Here is an 18533-nt window from a genome sequence, read left to right as displayed (position 1 = left end):
ATCGGTGGGGCGCCCTTCGTCGCTGTGCGCGGCCGGCTCAGGCGTCGGCGTCGAGATCCTTCTCCAGGAGAGCGGCGAGTGCGTTCACGGATTCCTCGGCGCCCTCGCCCTCGGCCCGCAGGGTCACCTCGTCGCCGTTGCCGGCCCCGAGGGTCATCAGCATCAGCATGCTCGATGCCTGCACGGCGCTGCCGCCGGCCTTCTCGATGGTCACGGTCGCGGGCTGCTCGGCCGCGGCCTGGGCGAAGATGCCTGCCGGGCGGGCGTGGAGCCCGGAGGAGCTGGCGATCTTGACGGTGCGCTCTGCCATGGTGTGTGTGCCTTTCGTGGGGTCACGTGTGTGAGGGGAATATACCGCGTCCGGAGGGGCCGGGCGCCGGGGACCGGTCGGGAGCTCAGCCCGCAGTGCGCGCGGCGATCAGCGCGCGCACCTCGGGGAACAGCGGATGGGTGGTCGCGAGGCCGGTGATCTCCGCCGCGGCGGTGTCTGCATCGCCCGCGCGCAGGATCTCCTGCAGGCGGTCGACCTCCTCGTCCCCCTCCGGGGTGAAGGCGAGCGCCGCACCGAAGGCGGCCAGCAGGCTGTCGTGCTCCAGTCCGCGCTCGGCGAGGGCGGCGGCGGGGCCGATGATCCGGTCCTCGCGGGAGAGCTTGCGCAGCGGTGCCCGACCCACCCGCTCAACGGGGTCCGGCAGGGAGGTATTCGCGAATCGGCCGAGCACCTTGGTCCGGTAGGAGGCCATCTCCTCCTCGGAGAAGCCGTGCACGGCCACCAGCAGCGAGGAGGTCTCGGCGAGCACCGATTCGACCTCGACCGCGACGGCAGGATCGCAGATCGCCTCCGCGATCGTCGCGTGCCCTGCCGCCCAGCCGTGCCAGGCGGTGGTGGCGTGGCCGGTGTTCACCGTGAACAGCTTGCGTTCGATGTACGGGCCCAGGTCGTCGACCCAGGTGATCCCCGGGACATCGAGCTCATGTCCGCTGAACGGCCCGCGCTCGACCGCCCACTCGTAGAAGTCCTCGACGGTGACGTCCAGGCCCGCACCGTCGGCCTGGACCGGCACGATCCTGTCCACCGCGGTGTTCGCGAACAGGGCCTTCTCGTCGAGGTCGTCACCCTGATAGGCGGCGCGGATCTCCTGTTCGAGCAGATCCGTCGCATTGATCGCGTTCTCGCAGGCCAGCACCGCCAACGGTGGCGCCCCGGCGGGGCGGGCGGCGATGCCTGCAGCGATGTTCGGTGCCACGAAACGCAGGATGTGCGCGCCGACGGCGGTGGTCACCAGATCTGCGGAGGCGATCTCCTCGGTCAGGGTGTCGGGATCCTGCGCCGAGTTGATCGCACGGAATCCGTTCACCGTGGTGCTCGTGGGCCGCTGACCCACGGTGCGCACCTGGTAGGAGTCCGCCTGCTGCAGCTGTGTGACGAGGTCCGCGGAGACGTCGGAGAACACCACCTCGAACCCCGCCTCATGCAGCAGCAGTCCCACGAAGCCACGGCCGATGTTCCCGGCCCCGAAATGTACGGCTCTCATCAGTGCCTCACTCCTTCGTATCGCCGAGGATCTCGAGGATCTCCGCAGTGGTGGTGGCGTTCTCCAGGCGCTGCACCTGGGCGGGGTCAGAGAAGGTCATCGCGACCTTCTGCAGCAGCTCCAGGTGCTCGTTGCCCACTCCCGCGATCCCGATCACGAAGGTGGTGGGGTTCCCGTTCCAGTCGATGCCGTCCGGGTAGCGGACGAACGACATCGCCGAGCGCTTGATCGCGGACTTGGCGTCGTTGGTGCCGTGCGGGATCGCCAGCCCGTTGCCCATGAAGGTCGAGACCGTCGCCTCCCGGTCGTGCATCGCGGAGACGTAGCTCTCGTCGACCGCGCCGGCGGTGACCAGCAGCGCGCCGGCCTCGTCGATGCCCGAGGACGAGTCGGTCGCGGAGCCGTCCAGGATGATGCTCGCCGGGGCGAGGATCTCGGGGCCCGAGTCGGCGACCGGTGTTGCGGCTCGGCGGCCGTGGACGGCGCCGACCGCACCTGCCGTGGCCGCCCCCGGCCCGGCAGCCGCAGCAGCGGTACCGGTGGGAGCCGCAGCCGGCTCCGCATCCGCCTCCGGGTTGTTGCGCTTCCCGACCAGCTCCACGACCTCGTCGTAGCGCGGGGAGTTCATGAACTGGTCCACGCTCACGTGCACGGCGGAGCCGGTGCGCTGGCGGGCGCGGTCGGTGAGCTCCTTCTGGGTCACCACCACGTCCCACTCATCGTTCAGGTTCGAGATCGCCTTGTTGGTGACCTCGACGTCGGTGAAGCCGGCCGCGCGCACCTTCTTGCGCAGCACGGTGGCACCCATGGCCGAGGAGCCCATGCCCGCGTCGCAGGCGAAGACGATCTTCTGGATCGGTCCGGTGTGCCCGGAGTCGTCGGCCGCTGCGGCAGCCCCCGCGCCGGCGCCGGTGAGGGCCCCCGCCACCGAGGACTTCTTGCCCTTCATCTGCTCCATCTTGGCGGTGGCGGCGGTGAGGTCGCCGTCATCCTGCTTGCCGATCTTCAGGATCAGCGCCGAGAGCACGAAGCTGACCGCTGCGGCGGAGAGCACCGCGAGGGCGATGCCGAGGTAGGAATCGCGGGCGGCGACGCCGAAGATCGCGAAGATCGAGCCGGGGGAGGCGGGAGCGATGAGACCCGTGCCGAACAGGACGTTGACGAACACGCCCGCCATGCCGCCGCCGATCGCGGCGAGGATCAGCAGCGGCTTCATGAGCACGTAGGGGAAGTAGATCTCGTGGATGCCGCCGAAGAACTGGATGATCGCGGCGCCGGGTGCCGTGGCACGAGCCGCGCCGCGGCCGAAGAACGTGAAGGCGAGCAGGATGCCGACGCCGGGGCCGGGGTTGGCCTCGAGCAGGAACAGCACGGACTTGCCGTCCACGCCCGCCTGGGCGATCCCGAGCGGGGTGAGCACGCCATGATTGATGGCGTTGTTGAGGAAGAAGACCTTCGCCGGCTCGATGAGCAGGGACACCAGCGGGAGCAGCCCGGCGTTGACCAGGGCGGCGACGCCGTTGGACAGCAGTGTCATCAGACCGTTCACCAGCGGGGCGAGACCGAAGAATCCGGCGACCAGGGCGGCGAAGCCGAAGATGCCGGCGGAGAACATGTTCACGAGCATCTCGAAGCCGGCCGGGATGTGATCGGCCCACAGCCGGTCGAGCTTCTTCATCACCCAGGCCGCGAGCGGCGCCATGATCATCGCGCCGATGAACATGTGCACCTGGCCGAGCTCGACGTAGTCCGCGGCGGCATTGCCGTCGGCCACCCACTGCTCGAGCAGCTGGACGTTCTCCTGGGCGATCAGCCAGTCGGAGCCGCCGATCACGCCCATCGTGGCGATCACGCCGACGACCGCGCCGCGCGCCTCGTAGATCATCCGGCCACCGGTGTTCGCGATCAGCAGCGGCAGCAGGTAGTGGATCATCGGGCCGACGACGCTGGCCAGAGGCTCGTTCGGGGTCCAGCCGTCAGGGATGAAGAAGGCGGTCAGCAGACCCCAGGCGATCAACGCAGGGATATTGGGCATCACCATGTTCGACAGGGAAGTGCCGACCTTCTGGAGCGCCACACGCGGACTGAATCCGGGTCTGGCCTCGGTCGTTGTAGTCATGATCCGTCCTCGGAGACACCCGGGGACCGCGGGGAGCGGCCCCGGTGGGCGACGGGCGGGCCGGGCGGCGCGCCGTGGCCGGAGAGCGATCCCGAGGATTTGGAGAAGATCCGCAGAGGGCCCGGCGGCCTGACCGAAGTGTAGTGGGCAGATCAGGCCGAGGACAGGACGGACGCACCCGCCCGCGGCCCCGAGCTCACTCCGGTGCGAGGCCCTCGGCGCTGCGCGTCGCGCGCCAGCGCCGATAGGACAGGATCGTCAGCGCGATCACGACGACCCAGGAGATCACGACGGCGAGCCCGTTGACGAGGGACGGATCGCCGAGGAAGGCCCCGATCGCGATCAGGGAGATCTGACCGGGCAGCGCTGAGAGCGCGGTCGCGACCAGGAAGTCACGACTGGTGATCCCCAGCGCCCCGCTGCCGTAGTTCACCGGCCAGTACGGGATGCCGGGCATCAGGCGCAGGGTGCACACGGCGTAGAAGCCGCCGTCCTCGAGCCGCTCCTCGATCACCTCCGCATGGGAGCCGAGCAGCCGCATTACGGTGTCCCGGCCCAGGCCCCGGGCGATCCCGTACCCGCCGTAGCAGCCGATCACCACGCCGATGATCGAGACCACGGTGCCCACGGGAAGCCCGAAGATCGCCCCCGCGGCGACCGCCATGATCGTCACCGGGATCGGGGTCACGGCCACCACCGCGTACAGCGCGATGAACGCGAACGGACCCCACCACCCGAACTCCGCGATGCGGGCCTGCAGGGTGTCCAGGGAGGGCAGGCGCACGTTCAGTGCGAGCCAGGCCATCCCCAGCAGGACCAGCACGAGCAGCATGTTGCGCAGGATCGAGCCCCACGGCGTGCTGTCTCGGCGCGGAACGCTTCTCGTCAGCTCGGGCATCGGTCTCCGGATATTCGGTGGCTGCGGACGGGCCAGTCTCCCATGGCGCCGAGGGCCGGCACGAGATCCTGGTCAGGCGGCCGACAGCATGATGCCGCGAGGGCGGGCGGTGAAAACCGGTGCTGCCTCCTCAACCCGGCCTGGCCCGCGACATCGGTGAGGGTGCGTCCGTGCTCCCGTCGGCGACGGCGCAGAGCACCGCCGATGAGCTCTCGCAGCAGCGGCTCCAGCGTGGTCATGGGATGACGGGACGCCGCCTGCGACGGCCCCGCCGGAGCCTCAGCTGTGGGCGGAGATCGGCTCCGGCGGGGTCGTTCGGAGAGGAACGGCTCAGAGCTGTCCCTGCGCCTCCGTGCCGGCGGGAATCGGGGTCATGCGGGTGACCAGGCCCGGCTTCTCGACCAGATCCGCGACGTCGGCGCGCAGGATCTTGACCTCGTCGCTGTCGCCGTGGATGTCGAGCGCCTCGACGGAGGACCACTTCTCGATCATCGTGATGGTGCCGTCCTCGGCATCATGGATCGCGTAGAGCTCGCAGCCGTTCTCGCCGTGCACGGCGGCGATGCCGCGATGCATGGCCTCGGCCAGCTCCTGCTTCTTGCCGGGCTTGGGGTAGAACACGGCGGTGACGACAACGGCGGTCATGGGGGCTCCTGGTGCAGATCGGGGTGAGATGAGGCGTGTCCATCCTGCACCGTCCGGCCCGGTGGCTCCCTACCGTCCGCGCGCTGGGCCGTCAGCAGGTGCCGGGCAGTCCCACCAGCTCGGCGCTGCGCTGCCACAGGCCCTCGGCGAGAGCGAGGTCGTCGGCCTGCGGATTCACGCGTGCGGTGGGCCGGTCCTGGTCGTAGTAGCGCCCGGAGGTCCAGGTCGAACCCGGGACTCCGGTGAGGAACCAGGCCAGGGTCGCACCGCCCTGCTCGGGGCTGATCATCGGGGCGAGGCGCGCGAGCGGCGAGTGGTAGAACCAGCGCATCGAGCTCGCAGACCCGGCGGAGAAGCTGGAACGCACCAGTCCGGGATGGAAGGCCGCGGAGGAGAGTCCCTGGTCGTGGAACTTCGCGTGCAGGCTGCGGGTGAACAGCACGTTCGCGAGCTTCGCATCCCCGTAGGCCTTGCGCGGGCGGTAGCGCCGTGCGTTGTCGAGGTCCTCGAGGTCGAGGTGCCCGAACAGCCGGTGCGCCACGCTCGAGGTGTTCACGACCGAGGCTCCTCCGGGCAGGAGACGTGGCAGCAGGAGGTGGGTGAGCAGGAAGGGGGCGAGGTGGTTGACCTGGAAGGTCTTCTCGAAGCCGTCGGCGGTGGGGGTGCGATCGCCGAAGATCCCGCCCGCGTTGTTGGCGAGCACGTCGATGCCGTGCTCGGCGGTCGCCGCGGAGAGCTCCGCGGCGAGGCGGCGCACGTCCTCGAGGCGGGCGAAGTCGGCGACGAAGTGCTCGGCGCCGGTCTCCTGCGCGACCGCCGCGGTCTTCTCCGGCGAGCGGCCCACCAGGAGCAGGCGGAGCCCCTGGCCGGTGAGCTGGCGGGCCGCGGCGGCACCGATCCCGTCGGAGGCTCCGGTGATGACGAGGGTTCTGCGATCCATGCCCCTCAGCCTCTCACCGCGCCCGCGGTGATGCCCGCGACGAACCAGCGCTGCAGGAAGACATAGGCCACGATCATCGGGATCGACGCGATGATCACCCCGGCGAAGAGCACGGGATAGTTCGTCGTGTACTCGCCCTTGAAGTCCAGCAGCGCCTTGGGGAGCGTGGCCAGGTCCGGGTCGGTGATGAACAGCAGCGGGTACAGCAGGTCGTTCCAGTGCATGACGAACAGGAAGATCGCGACCGCTGCGAGGGACGGGGTGGACAGCGGCAGGGCGATCCTCCAGTACAGCTGCCAGGTGCCCGCCCCGTCGATCTGGGCCGCCTCGAAGAGCTCCTGGGGCAGGGTGCGGAAGAAGCCGGTGAGGATGAAGATCGCCACCGAGCAGGTCACCGCGATGTTGATGAGGATCAGGCCCAGCAGCGAGTTCGTCAGCCCCAGCTGATCGAAGATCACGTACTGCGGGATCATCGCCACCTGCGCGGGGACCGCCAGGCCCAGCGAGAAGAAGAGGTAGAGGAAGGTGCCCAGCCGGCCCCCGATCCGGGAGATCGAGAACGCCGCCCAGCTCGAGACCAGCAGCGTCACCGTCACCGACACCGCGGTGACGATCACGGAGTTCAGGAAGCTGGTGCCGATGCGTCCGCCGGCCCACAGCTCGGCGAAGTTCGCCAGCGACGGGGTGGCCGGCAGTGCGAAGGGGTTCTCGTACATCTGCGACGACGTCTTGAAGGCGGTCAGCAGCACCACCACCAGCGGCACCGCGATCAGCAGCGCGTACACGGCCAGCAGCGCCCCGCGAGGCAGTTCGGACCAGTCCGGCCGACGGCGCCGCGCACGGCGCGGAGCGGTGGGGGATGCTGCCGTGGTCTCGGTCGAGGTGCTCATCGGTCGCTCCCTCCCGAGGCGAGGGAGACGGCCTTGCGCTGCAGGATCGTGATGGCCGCGATGAGGACCATGAAGATCACGGACTGCGCAGCGGCATAGCCCATCTCGAAGTTCCGGAAGGCGGTGGTGTAGATCAGCGTCGCCAGGATCTCGGTGGCGTGGTTCGGCCCGCCGCCGGTGCTCGCGATGATCAGGTCGAAGGCTTTGAACGACTGGATCGTCGTGTAGGCGACGACGATCACCGTGGAGGGCTGCAGCAGCGGGAAGGTGACGAAGCGGAACTTCTGCCAGCGCCCCGCACCGTCCAGGGCGGCCGCGTCGTAGAGGTCCTGGGGGATCTGCTGCAGGCCGGCGATGTACACGACCATCAGCTGTCCGGCATGGAACCAGATCTGCACGATCGCCAGGTAGTAGATCGCCATGTCCTGATCGCCCAGCCAAGGCTGCTGCCAGGAGCCCAGCCCCACGACGGCCAGTAGCCGGTTCGCGAGGCCGAACGTCGGGTCGTAGACGAAGCTCCAGATGAAGGCGACCGAGACCGAGCTCAGCACCGTGGGGAAGAAGAACAGGGCGCGCAGGAAGATCGAGATGCGGGTGCTGCGCAGCAGCGCCACGGCGAGCGCGAGCGAGAGGACCGTCTGCCCGATCACCACCGTCAGCATGAACTTCAGCGAGTTGCCGAAGGCCTTGCGGAAGACGGAGTCGCCGGTCGCAAGCTTCTCGTAGTTGTCCGGTCCCACCCAGCCGAAGCTCGCCGAGAGCCCGTCCCAGTCCGTGAGCGAGTACTGGAAGGCCTGCAGGGTCGGCCAGAGCACGAACCACAGGTAGAGCACGGCCGCGGGTACCAGGAAGGCGAGCAGGACCGGGTCGAGGCGCCGGCGCCGACGGCGGCGGGGTGGAGCGGCCGCGCGGGATGCGGTGACGCCCTGGGCCACCTCCTGCGGACTCAGAGCTGTCTCGAGCCGGCTCCTGCCGCCTCGTTCCTCGGCAGCACGTCGCCGACTCAGAGCTGCTCCTCCACCAGCTTCTGCGCCTCCTCCGCGGCCTGCTCCGGGGTGGAGCCGGTGGCGACCGCGATCAGGGAGTTCTCGATCGCCGAGCGGATGTCGAGGTTGAGGAACTGGAAGCGGGGGGCGAGCAGGGTGCGCTTGGAGGCCCAGGGAGCGAGTGCCTTCAGATCCTCGTTCTGGTACTCGACGCCCTTGACGGTGACGTGCTGGGAGGTGCCGTCGCCGTAGGCCGCGGCGTTGACCGGATCGGAGAGGTGCTCGATCCAGGCCGCCGCCCCCTCCGGGTTCTGCGCCGCGGAGTTGATGCCCAGGATGAAGGTCGAGTTGAAGATGCCCTCGAAAGCCGGCTCCTCCCCGGCGGCATTGGTCATCATCGGCGCGAACTCGAGCGGGAACTCGCCGCCGGCCTCGCGGACCTGCCCGATCTGGTAGCTGCCGGTGGGCAGCATCGCGGCCTCGCCCTGGCTGAACAGAGAGAGCACCCCGTCCACCCCGGAGCCGGAGAAGTTGTCCTGGAAATAGCTCGACAGCTCCTGGAACTTGGCCAGCGCGTCGATCCACCAGTCGTCGGTGGCCTTGTTCTCGCCGGTCTCGATCTTCGCGAACATCTGATCGTCCGGACCTGCGTTCATCGCCATCGAGTTGATGATCTGGAAGGCGTTGGCGGGATCGTTGCCCGGCCAGGCGATGGGGGTGACGCCGAGGCCCTTGAGCTTGTCCATCAGATCCAGGTAGGCGTCCCAGTCCCCGGGGACCTCGGAGACGCCGGCCTGCTCGGCGAGCTCCGTGTTCAGCAGCGGCATGTTGAAGATCAGCTGGTAGGGCAGGCCCAGCTGGGCCCCCTCGTGCCGCCCGGGGCTGATGAGGTTCTCCTCGTAGTTCCCGACGTAGCTCGCGTCGCCGAGATCCGTGAAGATCCCCAGGTCCGCGAACTGGTCCAGCTGCGTGCCGCGGAAAGCGGTCAGCGCATCGCCGATGTCCCCGCCGCGGGCCTTCTGCGCGGCGGTCGACTGGTACTGCTCCGAGGGGTCGATGGTCTGCTCGATCGTGACCCCGGACTGCTCGGTGAACGCGGAGGCGAGCTCCTCGAGCACCGTCTTGTCCTCGCTGCGCCAGTGGTAGAAGTTCACGGTTCCGCTCGCCTCCCCGCCGGGCTCGGGAGCGGCGGCGGGCTCGTCGGACCCGCCGCTGCCGGGACCGCCGCAGGCGGCGAGCACGGCACCCGCCCCACCCACGCCGACGGCGGTGAGCAGGCTGCGCCGGCCGACGGCGGTGGCGCGAGGGGAACGGACCGGGAGGGTGGAACGGAGGGAACGGGGGGAGTTCATGGCGGGCTCCGAACGGTGAGGGAGGGTGGGGGTCAGGCGCTGACGGCGGGGGACCGGTCCCGGCCTTCGAGACGCTCACGGACGCGGGGCAGGACCTCGCGTCCCACCCGCAGCGCTTCCTCGCGGTGCGGGTAGCTGGAGAGGATGAACTCGCCGATGCCGAGAGCGGCGTATTCCGCGAGCCGATCGGCGACCTCGTCGTGCGAGCCGACCAGCGCGGTGCCGACGCCCTCGCGCATCAGCCCGATGCCGGACCACAGGTTCGGCCCGATCACGAGCGAGTCGACGTCGGTCGGCAGCTCGGTGCCGTGCAGGGCGCCCATCCGGGCCTGGCCCACGGAATCCATCGCGGCCTTGTGCTTCTGCACCTCGGCGACGGACTCGGCGTCGAAGGTCGCCTGGATGTCGGCGGCCGCCTGCCAGGCCTCCTCGGAGGTGTCGCGGGAGATGACGTGGATGCGCAGCCCGTAGTCGAGCTCGCGGCCGGCGGCGGTCGCGGCGGTGCGGACGGTGCCGATCCGCTCGGCGATGTCCGCGAGCGGCTCGCCCCACAGCAGATAGGTGTCCGCCTGCGCGGCGGCGACCTCGACGGCCTTCGCCGAGGCGCCGCCGAAGAAGATCGGCACCTGTTGCGTGGTGGGCTCGGAGAGCTTCGCGCCCACCAGGCGCAGGTGCGAGCCCTCGAGGTCGACCTGCTCGCCGGCCAGCAGCGGGCGGATCGCCTGCAGCGCCTCGTCGGTGATGTCGTAGCGCTCGTCGTGGGGGACGTGCACCCCGTAGCCGGCCTGCTCGGCAGGGTTGCCGCCGGTGACGATGTTGAGCATCACCCGGCCTCCGTGGAGGCGGCGGAAGGTATCGGCCTGCTGGGCGGTGAGCGTCGCGGACTGCAGGCTGGGACGTAGCGCGACGATGAACGACAGGCTCGTGGTGCGGGCGGCGACCGCCGAGCACACCACCCACGGGTCGGGGCAGCCGATGCCGACGGGGGTCAGGACCCCGGTGAAGCCGGCCTCCTCCGCCGCCAGCGCCACCTCGGTCTGGAAGTCCAGCAGCAGGGCAGGATCCGTCGGCGGCGCGTTCTCCGCGGCCACCGCCTTCGGGGCCATCGCCTCCCCGCGCGGCGGCAGGAACCAGTGGAAGCGGGGGGAGAGGGTCGGGTCGGTCATCGTGCCTCTTTCCTCGAACGGTGCGCGACGTTGCGCGTGGTGCAGGGTGATCCTCGCAGGTGCCCCTGCATGAACCTTAGGCCCGCGCGGGCCGGTCCGTCTCCGTGTCGCGCGCGGACGCGAGAGAGGCGACCGATCATCTCCATCGGGGCGGCTGGGGGCGGCGCGCCCTGCTGCTGGGCACGGCGAACATCGGGGCATTCCTCCCGCTGGTCACCGCCCAGGGATCCCGTCGGGGGAGGCCTACGCCGATTTCTTCGCGGACTTCTTGGGCTTCGGAGCCTTGGTCTTCGAGGTTCCGGACTTCTTGGCGGTGCTGGACTTCTTGGCGGTGCCGGACTTCTTGCCGGAGCTGGACTTCTTGCCGGAGCTCGACGTCTTCGCCGAGCCCGTCGTCTTCCGCGAAGAGCTTGCCGCCTTCTTGTCCTGCTCGTCCTGCTCGTCCTTCTTGTCTTTCGTGCCCTTCTGCTGCGCCGACGATGGATCCGACCCGCGGCGCTTCTGCACGCTGCGCTCCAGGGCGTCCATCAGACTGATGACCTTCCCGCCCCCGCCAGCCCCCTCCGCGTCGTCCGTCGATCGGTCCTTGCCGAAGGTCTCGTCGGTGTCGACGGAGTCTCCCTGCTCGAGCTTGGCGTCGACCAGTTCGCGCAGCTGCGCCTGGTACTCGTCGGTGAACTGCTCCGGGTCGAAGTCGTCGCTGAACTGCTCGACCAGGGAGGCCGACATCGCCAGCTCCTTGCTGCTGATCTTCGACGCCTTGGGGCCGAAGTCGACCTCCTTGAGATCCTTGGGCCAGCGCAGGGTCTGCAGGGCCAGCAGGTCTCCATGGATCCGCAGCACTCCGAGGCGGGTCTTGGTGCGCAGGGTGAAGGTCACGACCGCGGTCCGCTCCGTCTCCTCCAGCGTGCGCCGCAGCAGCACGTACGCCTTCGAGGAACGTCCCACCGGCTCCAGGAAGTAGGAGGTGCCGAGCAGGATCGGGTCCACCTGATCCGAGGGCACGAACTGCACCACGTCGATCTCGTCGTTGTCCTCGGCGGGGAGGGCATCCAGCTCCTCGTCGGTGAGCACCACCGTCTTGTCCCCGTCGTCGTAGGCCTTGTCGATGTGCTCGAAGTCGATCTCCCGCCCGCACACCTCGCAGGTGCGCTGGTACCGGATCCGGCCGTGGTCCTCGTCGTGGACCTGGTGGAAGGAGATGTCGTGCGAACGGGTGGCGCCGTAGAGCTTCACCGGCACGTTGACGAGCCCGAAGGTGATCTCACCGCTCCATATCGTACGCATGTCCCCATGACATCACGAGGCGTGGGCGGTGACCAGGAACGAACGGTCGGCCGGAGTGCGCTATGATATCGAGTAACGATAGATTCCGCTTGTAGCTCGATAGAGGAGGGTGTCATGGGTGCTGTACCCATCCAGATCCTGCGCGTCATCATCTGGATCTCCCTGGTCGGCTCCCTGGTCGTCCAGCTCGGCTTCGTGCCCCTGGTGAGCTGGGAGATGAACGATTCCGGGGCTCCGCTCGCGGCGATCCTCACCCTTGCCGCCCTGATCGTGCTCGGGGTGCTCGGTCTGCAGGTCGTCGGCGTCAGCATCCTGCGACTGCTCGCACTGGTCCGGCGCGGCCGGGTGTTCTCGCCGACCGCCTTCCGCTACGTCGACCGGATCATCGGCGCCGTGGCGGGGGAGGCGGTTCTGCTGTTCGCCCTGGCGGTGTTCGCGTCGATCGTCAACCGCCTCACTCCGGGCGACGAGCTGGCCCCCGGACTGATCGGGATGATCTGCGGGGCCTCCCTCGTGCTCGCGGGCGTGGCGCTGGTGATCTACGTGCAGCGGCAGCTGCTGGTGCAGGCCACCGAGACCCTCGCGCGGGCCGAGGGTCTGCAGTCCGAGCTCGACGAGGTGATCTGAATGCCGATCGTCGTCGATGTCGACATCATGCTCGCCCGCCGCAAGATGCCTGTCGGCGTGCTCGCCGACCGCGTCGGGATCACGCCTGCGAACCTCGCCGTACTCAAGAACGGGCGCGCGAAGGCCGTGCGCTTCTCCACCCTTGCCGCGCTCTGCGAGGTGCTCGACTGCCAGCCCGGGGATCTGCTGCGCTGGGAACCCGAAGCGCGCAACTCGTGACGGATGCGGTGATCAGGGGCACAGTGGGGCCATGGCTACCCGCGAACAGCATGTCGAGGTGGACGGACGCAGGCTGAAGCTGTCGAACCTCGACAAGGTCCTCTACCCCTCCACGGGCACCACCAAGGGCGAGGTGATCGAGTACTTCCACCGCATCGCTCCGCTGCTGATCCCGCAGGCAGCGCGCCGCCCTGCGACCCGTAAACGTTGGGTCGACGGGGTCGGCACCGCCGATCAGCCCGGCACGACGTTCTTCCGCAAGGACCTGGAGGACCACGCGCCGGACTGGGTGCCGCGCGCCGAGATCCAGCACAGCGAGGCGACCGCTGCCTACCCGCTGGTGGATGAGGTCGCAGTGCTCGTCTGGCTCGCCCAGCTCGCCGCCCTCGAGATCCACACCCCGCAGTGGCGCTTCGACGAGCACCTCGAGCCCGCCGCTCCCGACCGCATGGTCCTGGACCTCGATCCCGGGGAGGGCGCGGGGCTGGCGGACTGCGCCCGCGTGGCCGGATGGTGCCGGGAGATCCTCGCCGATATGGGCCTGGACTCCTATCCCGTGACCTCCGGCTCCAAGGGGATCCATCTGTACGCCCCGCTGGACGGCAGCAGCACCTCCGACGAGGTCGCCCAGGTCGCCCATCAGCTGGCCCGGGCTCTCGAGCAGGACCACCCCGACCAGGTCGTCAGCGAGATGAAGAAGTCGCTGCGCCGAGGCAAGGTGCTCGTGGACTGGTCGCAGAACAACGGACAGAAGACCACCATCTGTCCCTACTCGCTGCGAGGACGGCTGCGACCCACCGTCGCCGCCCCGCGCACCTGGGAGGAGATCGAGGACCCCGACCTCGACCAGCTCGAGATGGCCGACGTGCTCGAGCGACTCGAGGAGGGCACCGACCCGATCGCCCCGCTCGGCCTCGCTGCCGCAGAATCAGCACCCGCTGCCCCCGCAGTCGAGCGCGCCCGGGACCGGCTCGAGGTGTATCGCTCGAAGCGGGACCCGGAGAGGACCCCCGAACCCGTCCCCGCGCCCAGGAGCGCTACGGAGGCCGACACCGACGCTGCGCAGGAGGCGCTCGACGCTCTGCACTCCGAGGAGCCGATGTTCGTGATCCAGGAGCATCACGCTTCCCGGCTGCACTGGGACTTCCGTCTCCAGCATTCCGGAGTGCTGGTCTCCTGGGCGGTGCCGAAAGGCCCGCCGCTCGAGACGGACACGAACCGGCTCGCCGTGCAGACCGAGGACCACCCGCTCGAGTACGGCACCTTCGAGGGCACCATCCCCGCGAAGGAGTACGGAGGCGGGGAGGTCTTCCTGTGGGACTCCGGCACGATCGAGATCGAGAAATGGCGCGTGGGCAAGGAGGTGATCGTGGTCTGCCACGGCCGCCCGGACGGCGGCCTCGGAGGGGTTCCGCGACGCTTCGCCTTCATCCACACCGGCGGAATGGGCAGATCCGGGAAGTCCGCCGCGGCGAAGGAGAAGGCGGCGGCGAACTGGCTGCTGCACCTCATGAAGGACCAGCCCGAGGGGGATGGCGACGGCGATCAGCCTGCATCACAGGACGTACCGACCCCGCGTCGGCGGAAGAAGCCTCCCCGGCGCAGCGGGGACGAGGAGCCGGCCGCGTCGAGCACTGCCGGCACGAGCACTGCCGCCGCGAGCACTGCCGGCATGGGAGAGCCGCTCGCCCCGATGCTCGCGACCCTCGGCACCCGGGGCGACATCCGCCACGAGGACGAGTGGGCCTTCGAGATGAAATGGGACGGGGTGCGCGTCATCGCGACCGTCACCGAAGGTGCCGTACGGCTGACCAGCCGCGGCGGCAAGGATCTCACCGCGACCTTCCCCGAGCTCGCGGAGCTGCACGACGCCGTGGACGCGGAGCTGAGGGCGGCGGGCGAGACCGTGCTGGATGGGGAGATCGTGGCGCTGGATGGCAGCGACCGCCCCTCCTTCGCTCGGCTCCAGCAACGGCTCGGGCTCACCCGCGAGCGCGACGTCGAGCGCGCCCGGAAAGAGGTCGAGGTCCACATCATGCTGTTCGATCTGCTGCTGCGCGGCGGTGACTCCTTGGTGCGAGCGCCCTACCGGGAACGCCGCGACGCGCTGTTCGACGCCGTCAGCGCGACCGAGCACGTCCAGCTGCCCCACGCCGACCACGGCGACGTCGAGCATGCGATCCAGCTCTCTCAGCAGTTGAAGCTCGAAGGCGTGATGGCGAAGAAGGAGAGCGGCATCTACCAGGTCGGGAAGCGCTCACGCACCTGGATCAAGCTCAAGAACGCTCGTCACCAGGAGGTGGTGGTCATCGGATGGCGGCGCGGCAAGGGGGAGCGCTCCGGGACCCTCGGCTCCCTGCTGCTCGCCGTGCCCGACGCCGAGGGGGTCCTGCGCTATGCGGGGCGGGTGGGCAGCGGCTTCACGGAACGGGACCTCGAGCAGATCGCCGGCAGCCTCCGCTCCCGGGCCCGGAAGACCCCTGCGGCGGGCGACGTGCCGGCAGCAGTTCGCCGTGATGCCGAATGGGTGCGCGCGGATCTGGTGGGCGAGGTGCAGTACGCCGAGCGGACCGAGGAAGGTCGCCTGCGCCATCCGGTCTGGCGCGGATGGCGTCCGGACGAGGACTCGGCGGAGGTGCGCTGGGAGAGCGGAGAACCCGGCCCGCGGCGTCGCCGTGACGTAGGGTGAGTCACATCGGGCTTCGAGGACAAGGATTCATGCCGTAGTCTTCTCGAAGTCGTCCACACGGCCCCGCTCTATGGCAGGATCAGTGAACGATACGCACGGCGCAGGATGCCTCCCTCGGAGGCGACCGACGACGGTCGCGCAGCACTTCCGACGAAATTGGGACTTCATTACCTCCTCCGCACTGCCTTTGTACGACGACGCTTCTGCGTCACCCCTCACGATCGCGCCGACGGCCGCCACCGCAGCCGTTGCAGCGCACCCCACCCTCTCCTGGCTCCGAGCTGAGGACGACGTCCACGTCGCCACGCTCGCCGGAGAGTTCGCCGGCCATGTCGTCAGCACCCCTGCTGACGCGCCGGTCCACACGGCCTACGGGCCCCAGTTCGGCCGCATCGGCGACTTCGTGTCGCTGGCCGCGGCTCAGGCGGCCCTCGTGGCCGCACCCGCCCCACTTCATGGCAGCGGTGACCGCATCGGTCGCCGTGACGCCAGGGGCACCACCCATCCGCGGCGGCGCCGTCGTCACGGATACCCGGGCCACGAAAGTGGTTCACGACTACGAAGGAATATCGCCATGGCTACTGGCATCGTCACCTGGTTCAACTCCGACAAGGGCTACGGCTTCATCGCCCCCGAGGACGGCTCCGCCGATGTGTTCGCTCACTTCAGCGCCATCGCCGGCACCGGCCGTCGCGACCTCGAGGAGAACCAGCGCGTGGAGTTCGAGACCGAGCAGGGCCCCAAGGGCCTGCAGGCAGTGAACATCCGCGCCCTCTGAGCGCTCCGGCCGATCCACGTATCGGCCGCATGACCTCGACGCCCGTCGGGTCCGGCTTCGGCCGGGCACGGCGGGCGTCGTGCTGTCACCAGGTCACCGTGTGGCGCCCGGCCTCGCAGATCTGCTCGGAGCCGGGCACGAGCACCCGGGCACGAGCACCCTCCGGCACCACCAGCGTGAGCACGCGCTCCGCACGGTCCACCTCGACCACGATCTCGCCGAGATCCGTCTCGCGCGAGAAGGAGATCTGGTCCACCGGCAGCTCCGGATCGGGCTGGACCACGAACTCCCGCCATCCGTCGGGCCCTCGCCGCAGCCCCACCACCCCTTCATGGAGCCAGGTCGCCGGGGTGCCCATGAAGTAGTGGGAGCAGGAGCGCGGGTTCTCCCACATCTCCATGAAGGTCGAGTTCCCCGCCTCCAGCCACGCCTTCCATCCCGGCGCGGTCGGCGCATTCAGCACCCGCCAGGCGAGGGCTCCGTGGCCATGCGCCGAGAGCACCGGCAGCAGGAAGCGCACCCCGATGTGCCCGCAGTCGTGGTGATCCCCGCGCGCCGCGATATCCGCCACCAGATTCGCCACCACCGCCTCGACGTGCTCGGCGGGGACGATCCCGAAGGCCAGGGGCAGCAGGTTGCTGGTCTGTCTGTACGCGGGCGCGGCGGTGCCGCCCGGATCGCGGTATCGCCCCTCTGCGGTGTCGAGGAAGACCGTGTTCACCGCCTCCTCCAGCGCAGCGGCGTCGGAGCGCAGCGTGTCCGGATCCGGGACCCCCTCGATGCTCTCGCCGCTCGCGGTCCAGGGATCACTGCTCGCTCCGGCCCCGTCGAGCGTGGCCAGGTCCACCGCGTGGGCGAGGGCGCGCAGGGCCCGGGCCACGAACAGTGAGCCGGACAGGCGCTTGTCCTCGGGGGCCGGGCCGGGGCTGCCCGGGCTGAGGTAGTCGCCGAGCACCCCGCAGATCAACCCCTCCTGGTCACGCCGGGAGAGCTCATGGGCGAGATACCCGGCCGCCGACGGGCCGTGCAGCGCGACCAGCTCCACCTCGCCGTACTCGGTGACCATCTCGTCCAGCAGGGCGGGCAGCAGGCAGGTCCACTCCGGGGCGGGGGAGAGCTCGTCGTAGCCCCAGCCCGGACTCGGCGAGATCACCGAGAGCGAGCCGTCCGCCCGCTGCCCGTCGACCTGGTCCGCGAGCCATTTGCGCAGCATCCGGCGCATGTCGAAGCTCGTGGTCATCGCCGCGAGCGCCGTCAGAGCATCGCCGGTCCAGCCGTTCTTCTCCTGGATCGGGGTGTCCGTGGGGACATGATGCATGTTGTTCAGCAGCGAGGCGCGCATCGCCGCATCGAACCGCTCGAGATACGGCTCCGAGGAGCTCAGCCTGCTGACCACGCGGAGGTCGGCATGGGCGAGGATCCCGGTGACCTCGAGTCCGGCCAGATCACCGGAGAGCAGTTCGAGCTGCACATAGCGGAACCCCTTGTAGCTGTGCCGCGGGGCGAAGGAGCGGGCGAAGGCAGGCTGCAGCAGCACGCGGTCCTGCTGGAAGCGATCGGTGTGGATGTGCGGGTTCGCATCGTCCACCGTGCCGTCGGCTCGCAGCTTCTCCCCATGCCGGGCCACGAACTCGAGCGGCGGCGCCCCCGACCCCACCTCGGCGGAGAGCGAGAAGCGGCACCAGCCGGCGATCACCCGGCCCATGTCCAGCACGATCCGCTGCGGGGAGGAGGAGACCACACTCGGGAGGAGCTCCTCGCGTTCCACCACCGGTTCCTGCACCTGGTGCACCAGGCGCGGTTCCGGAGGCCTCTGTGCCCGGCGGGACCCGCTGCCGGGACGGTCCACGAGCGCCGGGGCCCAGTCGGCGTCGTCATAGCCCGGCAGCCGCCAGGCGGCCGGATCCTCGGTGGGGAGGAAGGTCTCTCCCTCGTACATCGAGTCGAAGACCACCGGCCCCGGCCGGGTGCGCCACCCCTCGCCGGTGCTCAGCGCCCGGGTGGTGCCGTCGGCCAGATCGATCCGCAGCCGCGCCCAGGCCCTCACCGGCCCCCGCCACGGTGCCAGCTGCCAGCGCCACTCGTTCGGAGTGGTGATCGCGTGGAACCCGCGACCCAGCTCGATCGCGAGCACGTTCTCGCCGCGGGTGAGCAGCGCCGCGACCTCCACCTCGCACACCTGCACCCGCCGACGGGGATCCGTCAGCCCCGGATCGAGGCGGCCATCGCTGACCGGGGTGCCGTTGAGCGAGGCGCGGAAGGTGCCCAGCCCCGTCACCAGCAGCCGGGCCGCGACCGGAGGGGAGGTCAGCTCGAAGGACAGCCGCAGCAGCGGATTCTGCGGATCCTCACCCGGGGCGGTGATCCAGCGGGCAAGGGCGGGGTCGATCTCCGGCATGCGG

General features: G+C 69.7%; 16 protein-coding genes. 4 read left to right on the top strand and 12 right to left on the bottom strand.

The genetic code is table 11. The annotated features are described in order from the left end of the window. Positions 1-37: 37 nt before the first annotated feature. The 11 genes from Q0937_RS05475 to Q0937_RS05425 form a co-directional block, all read right to left on the bottom strand. Positions 38-310, bottom strand: a complete 273-nt coding sequence (locus tag Q0937_RS05475; protein ID WP_299300540.1) for an HPr family phosphocarrier protein — start codon at positions 308-310, stop codon at positions 38-40. An 85-nt stretch (positions 311-395) separates the two neighbouring features. Further along, positions 396-1535 (bottom strand): mannitol-1-phosphate 5-dehydrogenase, encoded by a 1140-nt coding sequence (locus tag Q0937_RS05470; RefSeq protein ID WP_299300537.1) that lies wholly within the window; start codon positions 1533-1535, stop codon positions 396-398. Positions 1536-1542: 7 nt separating this feature from the next. Continuing rightward, positions 1543-3654 (bottom strand): PTS sugar transporter subunit IIA, encoded by a 2112-nt coding sequence (locus Q0937_RS05465; protein WP_299300534.1) that lies wholly within the window; start codon positions 3652-3654, stop codon positions 1543-1545. Positions 3655-3850: 196 nt separating this feature from the next. Continuing rightward, a complete protein-coding gene (locus Q0937_RS05460; protein ID WP_299300531.1) occupies positions 3851-4552 on the bottom strand; it encodes a TVP38/TMEM64 family protein in 702 nt (233 codons plus the stop codon). Between the two features lie 330 nt (positions 4553-4882). After that, the gene (locus tag Q0937_RS05455) at positions 4883-5197 is read right to left on the bottom strand and encodes a putative quinol monooxygenase (RefSeq protein ID WP_299300529.1); all 315 of its coding nucleotides are present in this window, start codon (positions 5195-5197) and stop codon (positions 4883-4885) included. A gap of 91 nt (positions 5198-5288) precedes the next feature. Next, positions 5289-6137 (bottom strand): SDR family NAD(P)-dependent oxidoreductase, encoded by an 849-nt coding sequence (locus tag Q0937_RS05450; RefSeq protein ID WP_299300526.1) that lies wholly within the window; start codon positions 6135-6137, stop codon positions 5289-5291. Between the two features lie 5 nt (positions 6138-6142). Continuing rightward, positions 6143-7027 carry a carbohydrate ABC transporter permease gene (locus Q0937_RS05445; protein ID WP_299300523.1) on the bottom strand — a complete coding sequence of 295 codons (885 nt, stop codon included), beginning with the start codon at positions 7025-7027 and terminating at the stop codon, positions 6143-6145. Beyond that, a complete protein-coding gene (locus tag Q0937_RS05440; RefSeq protein WP_299300520.1) occupies positions 7024-7962 on the bottom strand; it encodes a carbohydrate ABC transporter permease in 939 nt (312 codons plus the stop codon). The genes Q0937_RS05445 and Q0937_RS05440 overlap by 4 nt, the downstream gene beginning before the upstream one ends. Positions 7963-8030: 68 nt before the next feature. Then, positions 8031-9365: an ABC transporter substrate-binding protein gene (locus tag Q0937_RS05435; protein ID WP_299300517.1), complete on the bottom strand. Its 1335-nt coding sequence runs from the start codon at positions 9363-9365 to the stop codon at positions 8031-8033. A gap of 32 nt (positions 9366-9397) precedes the next feature. Continuing rightward, positions 9398-10531, bottom strand: coding sequence for an LLM class flavin-dependent oxidoreductase (locus Q0937_RS05430; protein WP_299300514.1), 1134 nt, complete (start codon positions 10529-10531; stop codon positions 9398-9400). 243 nt (positions 10532-10774) lie between these two features. Continuing rightward, entirely contained in the window at positions 10775-11818 is a 1044-nt protein-coding gene (locus tag Q0937_RS05425) for a Ku protein (protein ID WP_299300511.1), read from the bottom strand. A 114-nt stretch (positions 11819-11932) separates the two neighbouring features. Here Q0937_RS05425 and Q0937_RS05420 point away from each other — a divergent pair, with 114 nt between their 5' ends. The 4 genes from Q0937_RS05420 (at position 11933) to Q0937_RS05405 (ending at position 16131) form a co-directional block, all read left to right on the top strand. Further along, complete coding sequence (locus Q0937_RS05420; protein ID WP_299300508.1) at positions 11933-12445, top strand: DUF2975 domain-containing protein; 513 nt, start codon at positions 11933-11935, stop codon at positions 12443-12445. Next, complete coding sequence (locus Q0937_RS05415) at positions 12446-12664, top strand: helix-turn-helix transcriptional regulator (RefSeq protein ID WP_299300505.1); 219 nt, start codon at positions 12446-12448, stop codon at positions 12662-12664. A 31-nt stretch (positions 12665-12695) separates the two neighbouring features. Then, positions 12696-15353: an ATP-dependent DNA ligase gene (locus tag Q0937_RS05410; RefSeq protein WP_299300502.1), complete on the top strand. Its 2658-nt coding sequence runs from the start codon at positions 12696-12698 to the stop codon at positions 15351-15353. 574 nt (positions 15354-15927) lie between these two features. Next, positions 15928-16131: a cold-shock protein gene (locus Q0937_RS05405; protein ID WP_299300980.1), complete on the top strand. Its 204-nt coding sequence runs from the start codon at positions 15928-15930 to the stop codon at positions 16129-16131. Positions 16132-16216: 85 nt separating this feature from the next. On the opposite strand, the gene Q0937_RS05400 is transcribed toward Q0937_RS05405, so the two are convergent. Next, on the bottom strand, positions 16217-18529 hold the full coding sequence (locus Q0937_RS05400) for a family 78 glycoside hydrolase catalytic domain (protein WP_299300499.1): 2313 nt from the start codon (positions 18527-18529) through the stop codon (positions 16217-16219). Between the last annotated feature and the right edge of the window lie 4 nt (positions 18530-18533).

The organism is uncultured Brachybacterium sp., from assembly GCF_947500705.1.
Lineage (GTDB): Bacteria > Actinomycetota > Actinomycetes > Actinomycetales > Dermabacteraceae > Brachybacterium.
This window is presented reverse-complemented; position numbering and strand designations above follow the sequence as displayed.